Here is a 13,058-nt window from a genome sequence, read left to right on the forward strand (position 1 = left end):
CACAATTTGTGTGGATAACATTTCAGCGGGAGAAAAAATGAAGGCGCCGTGGAATTTCACGCGATTCCTGCCCTTGGCGGGACGGCTGCTGGCCCGCGGCAGATTGCCGACGTTGCTGTTTGCCGTTGCCAGCAAGGGTGCCCGGGAAGGCGGTCGACTGGGCAAGCTCAAGGACGACCTGCGCTTGTTGCAGGCGCTGTGCCTGGCCTACTGGCGTGGCGAATACCGGGCGGTGAGCGCCAAGTCGTTGCTCTCGGTGGTGGCGGGGCTCATGTACTTCCTCAGTCCCCTGGATGCGATTCCGGACTTGCTGCCCATGTTTGGCATGTTTGACGATATCGCCGTGCTGGCGTGGATCATGAAAACCCTCGACGACGAGCTGAGTGCGTTCCGTGCGTGGCGTGACTGCCAATCCCCCGAGAAACTCGCGCTGGTCGAAAGACTCCCCGACACCCCGGAACAGCTGCAGCTCCAAGGTCCAAAAAAGACCTGATTCAGTCCGTTTCCCTTCAGAACTTCATCGCCCCGCGACCTTGGCTGCTATTTAGGATTACACTTCCTAGGAAAAAAGCTGACTCGCAAAGTGTTGTTGTCCTACGGGGTGTTCATGGATATTCAAATAATCACACGCGACGGAGAGCCCGAGTACGCGGTTTTACCGTGGGATCAGTACCAGTCGTTATTGAAGGCAGCCGGCATCAATCAAGCTCCGTCGCGTGAGGCAAGCGTCTCGCATGCGGCGGCACCCGGCCAGGATCTCCCCGGCCTGGATCAACTGCGCAGTCTGCGCGAAGGGAAGGGCATCGCCATCGAGGCGCTGGCCCGCACGGTAGGCATCAGCCCGTCTTATCTGGCCATGATCGAAAGCGGTGAGCGTCAGCCCGACGCCGCGATCAAGCGCAGTCTGGCCTGGGAACTGACGGTGCCGGGTTGGAGGGATGAATCGTGAGTGTACGGATCAGTCGGCAACATTGGGACGGGTTGTTGGGTGAGTTGGACCAGGCGCGTCGCCAGCGCCATTTATTGACATACCGCGCCTTGCTGGAGCGCTTGCAACTTCCCAGCCCGGCCATGCAGACGTTGACCGCGGCGCTTGAACATCTGGCGGCGCTGGATGCGCGGGCCGAGCAACCGCTGCGCAGTTCGCTGGTCATCAGCCAGGGTGCCAGCCGACTGCCACGTACGGGCTTCTTCGAGTGCGTTGAACGTCTTGGGCGTTTTTCCGGCCCCTCCGACGGTGTGGCCGCCGCGTCCTGGCATGCTTCGGAAGTGGTCCGCGTGTTCGAATACGAGTACCCCGAATCGGCGGAGGCCTGAATGCTCTGGCGTATCAAGGCCCGGGCCGGTTATTGGCTCGCGCGCCGGTTGTTTCATTGGTCATGGTTCGTTCGGCAGCCACGCGGGTGGGCCTGGCTCGAAGGTCAATTTGCCCGCATGGCGAACCTGGGCGACGTCAGTGCTCAAAGCTTTTATGGCCATATCCTGACGTTTCGCGGCCAAGGCCTCGGCGCCAGGGAAGAGGGCGTTCGTCTGCTGCGATTGGCTGCATTGGCCGGTGATGGCAAGGCCGCCTATCAAGTGGGTGTCATCAGCCTTGCTGGCTCCACCACCAAGGCGCCCGATCCGGCCGAAGCGGCGCGTTGGTGGACCCTGGCGGCAAAGGCTGGGCACCCATTGGCCGACATCAAGCTCAAGGGGCTCGACGACCAGAATCCGTAGCGTTATCCACAGGCTGTCTGGCCAGTGTTGTTCCCCGTCTTGTGGGCCGGTCCTGTAGGGCCAATTAAAGAACGATCCTACGAGCTGCGTCTCCTTATCTGACTTATTTTTCCTGCCGTCCCCGGCAAAGTCTCGCGCTTCCCGATTTCTCGCGAGATGCTCCTCCATGTCCGACCGTTTTTTCCTGCTGCCTCATGGCCGAGCCCCGTCCTGATGGATCAGGTGCGCCGCATCGAGGAGGCACTCGACGACTTCAAGGACACCCTCCCTCTCTACCGCGAGCAGCTCAAAAGTTGGTACAGCCGGGCTGCGGACCGGGCCAGCCAAGCAACCGACCTGCCTTCACTGATGGGTATGGAGCGGCTGATTCGTTTCGGCGACGGCATTACCGCTGTCAGTATCGAAGACAAGGATTTTCTCTCTTCCGTCGCCCAGTGCCCGCAAGGCGGGAGCATGACGATCGAGAGCAAGCTCGAGTCTGTGTATGACATCCCGCTGGGCGACATCGTGGTCGATGTGGTGTCGGTGGACACGGGCGAAGTCACTCCAGTCACGCTTGACGCCCAGGGTATCGGGACTTTCAAGGGCGAGGCGGGGCGGTCCTATCGGGTTCACGTCCAAGGCGACGTATCCCCCAAGCAAATTGATGATCTGTTTTCTTCCTACGACGGCTTGAGCTCCGATCTGACGGACTGGCTGCGCGGCGAGTGGCAGGGTTTCAAGCCGCAGTGGGCCCAGCAGTCGTTGGCGACTTCGGCGGCAGCGGTGGGCAATGGCTTGCTCGCTGGCGGTTGGGCGGCGATCGAAGGCGTGTGGGACAGCATCGGTTTGCTGTCGGACATCCTCAAGGATCCCAGCCAATTTGGCGACCGGTTGGGCAGCAGTGCGGACGATTTGGTCAAGCTTGCCAAGTCGGCACCACAGGTCATGGCGAAGCTACAGCTACTCGTCAGTGACGAAGCGGCGCTCTGCCTGCTGGTGCGAACCGCCATGCTTTGGCTGGAGATGCTGCCACCCAGCGAATTAGCGGGCGGGACAGCGGCGGCAGTCGCCACGATGGTTGTGCAATTGGCGATTGATCTGCTGATCGGCGTGGTGCTGACCTTTGTCGGTGTGGGGGCGGGCATTGCCTATTTGACGATGCGCTTGTTCCGGTACGGCGCACGGCTGTTGGACGCGGTGAAGCGTTTTATCAGCGCCATTTTCGCGCTGGTGAACGGCTTCATGGGCTACGTCGACCGTTATAAAACCGTGGCGGCGCGAGGCATCGCCGTTGGTGTCAAGAAGGGACGGATGCAGTTGCGCTGGGACGCGCAGCGCAACACCACGCTGAAAAAGCAGGAACACCACGACGACGTCCCCACCCAATCGACAAACCCCAACGGCGACCCGGCCGACAGCGCCGCCCAGACCCGCACCCACGGCTGCCCGGTGTCGATGGTCACCGGCGAAGAACTGCTGACCTTGGACGACGGCATCCTCGACGGACGCTTGCCGTTTACCTTCACCCGCCTCTATCGCACCAGCGCCGCCGAGCTGGACATCGGCCTCGGCCGCGGGTGGAGCCATGCCCTGGCCCATCGCCTGCTGATCGAAGGCGAGCAGGTCATCTGGCTCGACCAGGAAAACCGTCGCACCACCTTTCCCCGGCCCAGCCTGCAACGCCCGGCCATCCACAACAGCCTGGCCCGCGCGGCGATCTACCTGAGCAATGAGCCGGACGAACTGATCATCGCCCAGCCCGGCGAAGACGCCCCTTTCCTACATTTTCGCGACGGTTGTCTGATCGCCCTGAGCGATCGGTACGACAACCGCCTGACCGTCCAGCGCAACATCTACGGCGACATCAGCCGGCTGGACAACGGCGCTGGACGCTGCCTGCGCTTGCGCTACGAACATCGCCACCTGGTCGCCATCGACTACCAGAGTTTTCACCCGGCGCCGACCCGCGACGAAAGTTGGCGCACTGAACAAACGCTGGTTTCCTACCGCTACGACGGCCGTTTCCGACTCATCGAAGCGACCAATGCGGCTGGCGAAAGCGAGCGCTACGACTACGACGACCAGCACGTCATCCTCCAGCGGCAACTGGCCGGCGGCGCGAGTTTTTACTGGGAGTGGCAGGGCTCCGGTCCAGCGGCGCGCTGCGTGCGGCACTGGGCGTCGTTCGCGCAGATGGACAGCCGCTACACCTGGAGCGAGGACGGCAGCGTCACCGTTCACAACCTCGATGGCAGCCAGGAAGTCTACGTCCATGACGACCGCGCGCGACTGGTGCGCCAGGTCGACCCCGCCGGCGGCGAACACCTCAAGGCTTATGACGAACAGGGCCGGCTGATCGCCGAGCAAGACCCGCTCGGCGCCGTCACCGAATACCGTTATGACGAAGTCGGACGGCTGGTGGCGCTGATTCCGCCTGAAGACGAGCCCACGTCCTACGAATACCGCAACGGTTTCCTGCACACCCGGCAGCGCGGCAAAGCCGTGTGGACCTACCGCCGCAACGACCACGGCGATGTCATCGAGGCCATCGACCCGGACGGCCAAAGCACCTGGTATCACTACGACGGCCAAGGGCAACTGAAAACCATCAGCTACCCGGACGCCAGCGCCCATTATTTTGTGCGCAACCGCCTGGGCCAGTTGACGGAAGAAACCCTGCCCGACGGTAGCCAGCGGTGTTTTTCCTACGACGCCCAAGGGCATTTGCTGACCCGCCAGGACGAACACGGCGCCATCACCCATTACCAATGGGACCCCGTGGGCCGCTTGCTGCAAACCACTTTGCCCGATGGCGCAACCCGCGCCTGGCGCTACAACGCCTACGGCAAGGTCATCGCCGAGCGGGACGAACTGGGGCGCACCACCCGCTACGAATACGCCGACGATTTGCACCTGATCAGCCGTCGCCTCAACCCCGACGGCAGCGAGCTGAAATATCGCTACGATTCGGCGCGGCTGTTGCTGACGGAAATCGAGAACGAATCCGGCGAACACTATCGGCTGGACTACACGCCCAACGGACTGATCCGACAGGAAACCGGTTTCGACGGCCAGCGCACCGGTTATGCCTACGACCTCAACGGTCACCTGCTGGAAAAGACCGAGTTTGGCGCCGATGGCAGTCAGCGCATCACCGCCTACCAACGCGACAGCGCTGGGCGCCTGCTGCGCAAGACCCTGCCCGACGGCACAGCGGTCGATTACCGCTACGACGCCCTTGGACGTTTGGTCAGCGTCGACGACGGCCATTGGCCGCTGGCCTACGAGTACGACGCCCAAGACCGTTTAGTCGCCGAACACCAGGGCTGGGCCACTCTGCGCTATCGCTATGACAGCGTCGGTCGTTTGATCCACTGCCGACTGCCCGACCGCAGCACCCTCGACTACCGCCACGCCCGCGGCGGCGCGCTGATCGCCATCGACCTCAACGGCACCTGCCTGACCGAACACCGTTTCAAGGGCGGCCGCGAAACCCAACGCCAGCAGGGCCTGCTGCTCAGCGACTACCGCTACGACGAACAAGGTCGCCTCAAAGCCCAAACCGTGTGGCAGACCCAGCAGCACCAATTGTTCTGGCGCGATTACTCCTACAGCGCCAACGGCAACCTCGCCGCACTTTCTGACAAGCGAAACCGTCGCAGCTACCAATACGACCCGCAAGATCGCCTGGTCCGCATCGACCATGCCCACAGCCAAGGCCCCGAACGCTTCGCCCACGACCCGGCCGGCAACCTCTTGTTGCAAGACCGCCCCGGCCCGACCACCCTCAAGGCCAACCGCCTGCTCATGGAGGGCGACCGCCACTACGACTACGACGCCTACGGCAACCTCATCCGCGAACGCCGCGGCAAAGCCCAATGCCTCGTCACGCACTACCGCTACGACAGCCAACACCGCCTCATCGGCGTCACCAGCCCGGACGGCAACGAAACGTCCTACCGCTACGACGCCTTCGGCCGACGCATCGAAAAGACCGTGGCCGGCCAGGCCACGGAATTCATCTGGCAAGGCGAGCAAGTCATCGCCGAAAGCAGCGACCGCCACTACCAAAGCTACGTCTACGAACCCGGCACCTTCCGCCCATTGGCCCTGCTCGAAGGCGAGGGCCCGGACAACGCCACGCCGTTCCACTACCACAACGACCACCTCGGCACACCGCAGGAACTGACCAGCCACCAAGGCGAAATCGTCTGGGCCGCGCGCTACAACGGCTACGGCAAACTCACCGAGCTAAAGCACGGCAACGGCAAGCGCCTGGAACAACCGCTGCGCTTCCAAGGCCAATACCACGACCAGGAAAGCGGCCTGCACTACAACCGGCACCGGTACTACAATCCGGAGACGGGACGGTATCTGACGCTGGATCCGAGCAAGCTCAAGGGCGGGCTCAACGGGTATCGGTACACCCTGAACCCGACGGGGTGGGTGGATCCGTTGGGGTTGGAGGATTGTCCAGGAAAAGGTAAATGCACTCCTGAACAGGGCGATCAAGCTCCTGGACACAAAACGAGTGTCAACGAAGGTACACCCAAGCTTCCAGATGTCGAATGGACAAATCACGGTAATAAGCATGTTTCTCCAAAAGCGCCTTGGCCCGCCGTTGTAAAATCTACTGCCAACGGTGGTGCTGCCAGATATTTACCGGGTACTGATATTGAAGCACTGGAGCGTTATGTTTTTGCAAACGGACAAAGTGTTAATAATGGGAAGCCATGGAAAATTATGGATCTGGGACGAACGGTCGGAGCAAACGACGGCAAAGAAACTCGATATATGAGAGTTGAATTGAGCGCCCGCACAATACACGGGCACCCGATATCCGAAGAATCGTTTAAAAAATTCACCAAGAAGAAGTAATTGATGAACACTCAGAAAATAAACGAGCTTGGCGGAAAAATAACATTTGATGATATTTCGCATTTAAACCAAACAGCGGAGCCAACGCTGCTTATAGATGACCTGAAAGAGGACCTGTTTCAAGTCAGCTTCCCCTTGGATCAAATTTTAGATATCGGTTGGTACCCGGAATTTTGTAAGGATGGCCACTTTAGAGTCGTTCTGATATCAGAATCTAACTGGGATACTCCAATACACTGTGAATACGCAAAGAACTGGGCGGAGCTGGAAGAAGTACTAACGAACGCGCTAAATAAACTAAAAAAGTAGGACTTGGCAATAGGGTCAGATGATTTGAGTTGATGCTGCCTGCTAAACCGCTTTCGCGAGCAGGCTCGCTCCCACAACGGATCAGCTAAAAGCCTGACACAGGCTACTCGGCCAACGGGGCTGCTACGCAGCCCAGCGGGAGCAAGCTCCCTCGCCACAGGATTTGTAGCTGCCATTCCGTTGGGGTGAAGGCAACCCACTTTCACACCGACAGCCCCAACTCCAGGACCGGTGCCTGCTCGATCGCACCATTAATCAAGTACACACTCCCGCCCACAATCTCCTTGGCATGATGCTTCGCCTGTGAAGCCATCTCCGCCAACTGGCTGGCATCCAGCTCTCCGCAGGCCTCGGAACGCAGGTGCACCACCCCAATCGACAGCGACAGCAACGCAAACTCCTGCCGCACTCCCTGGCGGTTCAGCGCGGTAAAACATCCAGCCTCGAGATGTTCGGGGCGGTAGAAGCGGCGGCAGTGGGTTTGGAAGTCGTTGAGGAGTTGGGTCAGGCGTTTGCGCCAGTCATCCGGGCCGAGGACCAGCAGGAAGTCGTCGCCGCCGATGTGGCCGACGAAGTCGCGGCTGGGGTCGATGCGTTCGTTCAGGCATTGCGCCAGGCAGAGTAGGACTTCGTCGCCGCGGCCATAGCCATAGATGTCGTTGAAAGGTTTGAAGCTGTCGATGTCGACGTAGCAGATCACCGATTCCTGCCGTTGCTGCAACAGGCGGGTCAGGCATTGCTGGATCGGCACGTTACCGGGCAGCAAGGTCAGGGGGTTGGCGTAGCGGGCTTGCTGGATTTTCAGCTCCGTGATGAGTTTGAGCACGTCGATGACCCGGCCCAATCCCATGTAGTTGCCGTTGAGGGTGATGATGAAATCTTCTTCGATGCGTTGCCGGGCGCGGCTGGTAATGAGCCGGCTGACTTGCTGCAGGGACTGGTTGAGTTCCACCGCGAGGAAGTCGTCGCTCATCAGGCGGCTGATGGGTTTGCGCGCGAACAGGTCGGTGGCGAAGGGTTTGAGCAGGGCGTCCGAAAGTGAATGGCGATGGACGATGCCGCACGGTTGGCCACGGTCATCCAGTACCGCCAGGGAGTTGAGGTTGGCCTGGCGGCGGAACGCGTCCAGGACTGCCGCCGTCGGTGTGTTGTGGGTCACTGCCGGTTGTTCGTTGAGCAATGCGCCAAGGTCGTTGACTTCGTCGCCCAGTGGCGTCGTGCCGCTGTCTGAGCGAGGCATCAGCGCCTTGGCGTCGTGGGATGGGTATTCCTGGGGCCGGGCGAGCAGGTAGCCCTGGACCAGATCGACGCCCATCTCGATCAACACGGCCAGTTCTTCCGGCAGTTCGATCCCTTCGGCGATCACCTGGGCCCGTGAGGCCTGGGCAATCTTCAGGATCGAACCGACGAACTCGCGCTTGAGCGCGTCCTGGTGAATGCCGTCGATGAAGTGGCGGTCGATCTTCACATAATCCGGCCGCAGTTCCGACCAGAGCCGCAAGCTCGAATAACCGGCGCCGAGGTCATCCAAGGCAATCGAAAAACCCATGGCCCGATAGTGATGCAAGGCGGTTTGCAGGAGCTGGAAATCATCGATCGGGGTTTGTTCGGTCAGCTCGATGACGACCTGGCTGGGCGAAATGCCGAAATCTTGCAAGAGCTGCAAGGTACGACCGGTCTGGTGCGCCGCTTCGAGCAAGGATTCGGGCGACACGTTGAGGAACAATTTGCCCGGTAGCTTTTGCTCATTGAAGCGCTGGCAGGCACTGCGTCGGCAGGCCAGTTCCAATTCGGTGAGCCGTCCGGCCTGGCGGGCCACGGACAGTAATGCGATGGGGGAGTGCAGCGGGCTGTTGGACGGGCCGCGTGTCAGGGCTTCGTAGCCAACGATACGTCGCTCGGAAAGGCAGATGATCGGCTGGAACAGACTGTGCAAACCGCTTTGAGTCAGGATTGAGCTCAAGGCACTCAGCTGTTCTATCGTGGTCATGGCGATCTCTGGCGATAAAAAAAGGACTGGGCGCAACCCCTGCTGGGGTGCACCCGGTCCTGTATTTCACGACAGACTGATGTCAGTTTGATGACACTCCGACGAGCGTCACCATTAAATGGCCATCATCTCAGTGCTTGGCGAGCGCCGTGTTGAGTTTCAGGTAATCCAACAGGATCCGCCCGGTTTCGCTCAGGTAGGCATCGTCCTCCGGCTTGGTCTTTTCCGGTTCGGTGATGAGGTCTTCGTCTTCTTTCTTCAGCTCTTTGAGCGGCTCTTCGCCCTTGGCCTTGCGACGCAGGTTTTCCATCGCCAGTTGCTTGGCCTCGATGTCGGCATGCTGCGCCCGGCGATCGGCTTCGTTGAGGCTGACGGTTTTCTCGGTCATCAGCTTTTGCGCCAAGGCCAGCTTGTCGCGAATGAACACAAACTCCGCGTCCTGGGCCGTGCGGGCGTCATGCTCGGATTTCAGCTGGGCCAGGTACGGCTTGAACGGATCCACGGCCGGCTTGATCGCGGGTCGGATGGTGTCCCACGGCATGGCCTCGGGCAAGGCGCTTTCACCGATTTCCTTGGTGTCGATGATCGACGGGTAATCGATGTCAGGCAGCACGCCCTGGTGCTGGGTGCTCTGGCCGGAGACCCGGTAGAACTTCGCCAGGGTCAGCTTCAGTTCGCCGTGGTTCAGCGGCTGGATGGTTTGCACGGTGCCTTTGCCGAAGGTCTGGCCGCCGATGATCAGCGCGCGGTGATAGTCCTGCATGGCGCCGGCAAAAATCTCCGAGGCCGAGGCCGACAGGCGATTGACCAGCAAGGCCATCGGCCCCTTGTAGAACGCGCCCGGATTTTCATCTTCCAGCACATCCACCCGGCCATCGGCGTTACGCACCAGCACGGTCGGGCCTTTGTCGATGAACAGGCTGGTCAGCTCGGTGGCTTCCTGCAAGGAGCCGCCGCCGTTGTTGCGCAGGTCGATCACGACGCCGTCGACTTTTTCCTTCTGCAATTCGGTCAGCAGTTTCTTCACGTCGCGGGTGGTGCTCTTGTAGTCCGGATCCCCGGCGCGGAAGGCCTTGAAGTCGAGGTAGAACGCCGGGATCTCGATGATGCCGAGCTTGTAGTCCTTGCCGTCCTGCTTGAGGTTGAGGACCGACTTTTTCGCGGCCTGTTCTTCCAGCTTCACCGCTTCACGGGTGATGGACACGACTTTACTGGTCTGGTCGTTCGGCGCATTGCTGGCCGGAATGACTTCCAGGCGAACCACCGAGCCTTTCGGGCCACGGATCAGCTTGACCACTTCGTCCAGGCGCCAGCCGACCACGTCGACCATTTCCTTGCTGCCCTGGGCGACACCGATGATCTTGTCTGCCGGGCCGACCTGCTTGGTCTTGTCTGCCGGGCCAGCTGGCACCAGGCGCACGATCTTGACCTGGTCGTTGTCGCTCTGCAGTACCGCGCCAATCCCTTCGAGGGACAGGCTCATGTTGATGTCGAAATTTTCCGCGTTATCCGGCGACAGATAATTGGTGTGCGGGTCGTAGGACATCGCGAAGGTGTTGATGTAGGCCTGGAAGACGTCCTCGGCGCGGGTCTGGTCCAGGCGCGCCAATTGGTTCTTGTAGCGCTTGGTCAGGGTTTCCTGGATCTGCTTGGAATCCTTGCCGGCGATCTTCATGCGCAGCACTTCGTCCTTGACGCGTTTGCGCCAGAGGTCGTCGAGTTCGGCCGTGCTTTTGAGCCAAGGCGCATCCTTGCGGTCGACCAGCAAGGTTTCCTTGGCATTGAAATCGATCTTGTCGACGCCCTTGTTCAACTCCGCCAGGGCGTAGTCCAGGCGCGCCTTGACGCGATCCAGGTAGCGCTTGTAGATGACGAAGCCGGCGTTCAGGTCGCCGCTCTTGAGGAAGTCGTCGAACTGGGTCTTCCACTTGTCGAATTCGGCAATGTCGCTGGCCAGGAAATAACTGCGCGACGGATCAAGCAGCTTCAGGTAGCTGTCATAGATGATGACCGAGCGTGCGTCATCGAGCGGCGGCTTGCTGTAGTGATGGCGCTTGAGCAGCTCGACGACGTTGAGGCTGGCGATCACCTCGTCGCGATCGGGCTGAAGCTTGTCCCAGCTGTTGGCCGCAAACGTATTGCTCGAAAGCGTCGAAACGCCGAGGCCAATGAAAAGGGCAAGTGCAGTACTGGGGAACAAGTGCTTCATGCTGATTCGACGCAGGGACAATTGATAACGCATATTAGGCCGTCTTTGAAGTCGCCGGTTCCATGTGGCCCGGGCGCATAATGCAAGAAAGCCCGGCGTTGAAGCAGCGGGCCCAGTCGAGACTCACTATGGAGGCACCGTGAAAGCATTGCAAGGCGTTGAAGGTCAAGTGGTATGGGCAGATGAGCCGAGTCCGGCCTGCGATGCGGGGCAAGTTCGCATCCGTGTGGCGGCCGCCGGCCTGAACCGGGCCGATTTATTGCAGAAAGCCGGGCATTATCCACCGCCTCCGGGCGCCAGCCAGGTGCTGGGGCTCGAGTGTTCCGGGGTGGTCAGCGAAGTCGGGCCTGGCTCTTCCTGGCAGGTCGGCGACCGCGTCTGCGCCCTGTTGGCGGGCGGTGGGATGGCCGAAGAAGTGGTGGTCGACGGCCGCCACGTGCTGCCGGTACCTGAAGGCCTGTCGATGGCTGAAGCGGCCGCGCTGCCTGAGGTCTACGGCACCGCGTGGCTGAACCTGTTCCAGCTTGCCGGGTTGCGGCCGGGTGAAAAAGTGCTGCTGCACGCCGGTGCCAGTGGCGTCGGCTCGGCGGCAATCCAGCTCTGCAAGGCGTTTGGCAACCCATGCTGGGTGAGCGTCGGTTCGGCGGATCGGCTGGCCTATTGCGAGGCGTTGGGGGCCCAGGGCGGCGTGGTGCGCACCGACGATATCAACAGCCTGAACGACTTCGCGCCGTTCGATGTGATCCTCGATCCGGTCGGCGCGAACTACGCCAGCCTCAACGTGAAACTTTTGTCAGTTGACGGCCGCTGGGTATTGATCGGCCTCATGGGCGGCCGCACGACCGAACTCGACTTGGCCCAGGTGCTGGGCAAGCGCATCCAATTGCTCGGCTCGACCCTGCGCAGTCGCAACGATCAATTCAAGGCCGATCTGATCAGCGAACTGGGGCAGCAGGTATGGCCGTTGTTCGCTGATAAACGCTTGAGCCCTCAGTTGGCCCGGACGTTTGCGGTCACCGATGCCGAAGCGGCGTTTGCGGAACTGGCGACGAACACGGTGTCCGGGAAGTTGGTGCTGGTGGTCGATGAAAGCTTGAGCTGATGCAGATCCTGTGGGAGCGAGCTTGCTCGCGATAGCGGCGTGACAGTCAACAAGGCTGTTGAATGCTCGACCGCCATCGCGAGCAAGCTCCCACACAGGAGGCAAGGGCGACTCCGGCACGCTGACCTTTGGTCGGCAGCCCGTATCCGATGCGCGCGCCCTGCTAGCGTTAATCAATGAGGGGATGGGGTAACCGCAGCTTTTATTTCACCGCCAGGTGAAGAGAGTGATCATGGCCATCGCCGAATGGCGCATGCAGGGCGTCGAGTTCATAGCCTGCAACTGCAATTGGGGCTGCCCGTGCCAATTCAATGCGCCACCGACCCATGGCCACTGCCAGGCAGTGGCGTCGATGCGGGTGGAACGCGGGTATTTCGAGCAAGTCACGTTGGACGGCTTGTGCTGGGCCGCCACCTTCGCTTGGCCGGGCGCTATCCATGAGGGCAAAGGCAGTTGCCAGGTGTTCATCGATGAACGCGCCGACGAGGCGCAACGCCAAGCCCTGCTGACTATCCTCTCTGGCCTGGAGAGCGACCCCGGGGCCAACGTGTTCCAGGTGTTCAGCAGCACCATGAGTGAGGCGTTCGAACCACAATTCGTGCCCATCACCCTGTCCATCGATGTCGACCAGCGCCTGGCGCACCTGGACATTCCAGGCGTGCTGCAGGCCAGCGGCGAGCCGATCCGCAGCCCGATCGACGGCTCGCCTCATCGCGTCCGCCTGTCCCTGCCCGAGGGCTTCGAGTTCCATGAGGCCGAAGTCGCCAGCGGCAGCTACCAGACGCATTCAGCCCTCAAGCTGCAATCCCAGGGCAGCCACAGCCACCTCGCGCACGTGCACTTTACCGGTCACGGCATAGAGCCGTAGC

Annotated in this window: 10 protein-coding genes; 8 read left to right on the forward strand and 2 right to left on the reverse strand. The window is 60.9% G+C overall.

Going from position 1 to position 13,058, the window contains the following annotated elements:
- Window positions 1–37 precede the first annotated feature (37 nt).
- The 6 genes from KSS97_RS08220 to KSS97_RS08245 all read left to right on the forward strand — a co-directional run bounded on the left by KSS97_RS08220 (window position 38) and on the right by KSS97_RS08245 (window position 6,888).
- Complete coding sequence (locus KSS97_RS08220) at window positions 38–493, forward strand: YkvA family protein (RefSeq protein WP_217861439.1); 456 nt, start codon at window positions 38–40, stop codon at window positions 491–493.
- Window positions 494–607: 114 nt separating this feature from the next.
- Entirely contained in the window at window positions 608–949 is a 342-nt protein-coding gene (locus tag KSS97_RS08225; RefSeq protein WP_030142014.1) for a helix-turn-helix domain-containing protein, read from the forward strand.
- Window positions 946–1,317, forward strand: coding sequence for a hypothetical protein (locus KSS97_RS08230; RefSeq protein WP_003179080.1), 372 nt, complete (start codon window positions 946–948; stop codon window positions 1,315–1,317). The genes KSS97_RS08225 and KSS97_RS08230 overlap by 4 nt, the downstream gene beginning before the upstream one ends.
- Window positions 1,318–1,719, forward strand: coding sequence for an SEL1-like repeat protein (locus KSS97_RS08235; protein WP_030142013.1), 402 nt, complete (start codon window positions 1,318–1,320; stop codon window positions 1,717–1,719).
- 213 nt (window positions 1,720–1,932) lie between these two features.
- Entirely contained in the window at window positions 1,933–6,579 is a 4,647-nt protein-coding gene (locus KSS97_RS08240; RefSeq protein ID WP_217861440.1) for an RHS repeat-associated core domain-containing protein, read from the forward strand.
- A gap of 3 nt (window positions 6,580–6,582) precedes the next feature.
- Window positions 6,583–6,888 (forward strand): hypothetical protein, encoded by a 306-nt coding sequence (locus KSS97_RS08245; RefSeq protein ID WP_198798094.1) that lies wholly within the window; start codon window positions 6,583–6,585, stop codon window positions 6,886–6,888.
- Window positions 6,889–7,090: 202 nt separating this feature from the next.
- Here KSS97_RS08245 and KSS97_RS08250 read toward each other — a convergent pair whose 3' ends face one another.
- Window positions 7,091–8,878: a bifunctional diguanylate cyclase/phosphodiesterase gene (locus KSS97_RS08250; RefSeq protein WP_030142364.1), complete on the reverse strand. Its 1,788-nt coding sequence runs from the start codon at window positions 8,876–8,878 to the stop codon at window positions 7,091–7,093.
- Window positions 8,879–9,008: 130 nt separating this feature from the next.
- A complete protein-coding gene (locus KSS97_RS08255; RefSeq protein ID WP_217861973.1) occupies window positions 9,009–11,087 on the reverse strand; it encodes a carboxy terminal-processing peptidase in 2,079 nt (692 codons plus the stop codon).
- Between the two features lie 139 nt (window positions 11,088–11,226).
- Here KSS97_RS08255 and KSS97_RS08260 point away from each other — a divergent pair, with 139 nt between their 5' ends.
- Both KSS97_RS08260 and KSS97_RS08265 read left to right on the forward strand, forming a co-directional pair.
- The gene (locus KSS97_RS08260; protein ID WP_217861441.1) at window positions 11,227–12,189 is read left to right on the forward strand and encodes a zinc-binding dehydrogenase; all 963 of its coding nucleotides are present in this window, start codon (window positions 11,227–11,229) and stop codon (window positions 12,187–12,189) included.
- 232 nt (window positions 12,190–12,421) lie between these two features.
- Complete coding sequence (locus tag KSS97_RS08265; protein ID WP_030142361.1) at window positions 12,422–13,057, forward strand: DUF1326 domain-containing protein; 636 nt, start codon at window positions 12,422–12,424, stop codon at window positions 13,055–13,057.
- Window position 13,058: the final 1 nt, after the last annotated feature.

It is taken from the genome of Pseudomonas alvandae (genome assembly GCF_019141525.1).
In the GTDB taxonomy this organism is placed as follows: Bacteria; Pseudomonadota; Gammaproteobacteria; order Pseudomonadales; family Pseudomonadaceae; genus Aquipseudomonas; species Aquipseudomonas alvandae.